The 432-nt window shown below is 47.7% G+C and carries 1 protein-coding gene; it reads left to right on the plus strand.

Annotation, left to right across the window (positions count from 1 at the left end; translation table 11 throughout):
- A partial coding sequence (locus tag A3763_RS05340; RefSeq protein ID WP_255376608.1) for a Mur ligase family protein occupies positions 1–432 on the plus strand: 432 nt, incomplete at both ends.

A 432-nucleotide genomic window follows, 5' to 3' on the forward strand; every position in this document is an offset into this window, starting at 1 on the left:
GGTCGCTTAAATAGCGCGGGTACCAATGCAAGTCTGGGTGGGTCTCGATACCTGGTTGCTGAAGCAGATGAGAGTGATGCGTCATTCTTGCACCTTACACCGATGATTTCAGTGGTTACAAATATCGAAGCGGATCATATGCATACCTATGGTGGCGACTTCTCAAAGCTTAAACAGACCTTTGTAGACTTCCTTCATAACCTGCCGTTTTACGGTGCTGCGGTGATGTGTGTAGACGACCCAGTAGTAGAAGAAATAATGCCTCAGGTATCACGTGCCGTCCTTACTTATGGTGTGTCAGAAAGTGCGGATTATCGGGCGCATAATATTCGCCAAGACGGTATGCACAATCGCTTTACCGTACAGAGACCGGCGGGTATGAATGACCTGGATATCACGCTACAAATGCCGGGGCATCATAATGTTCTGAAT

The organism is Oleiphilus sp. HI0128 (genome assembly GCF_001635365.1).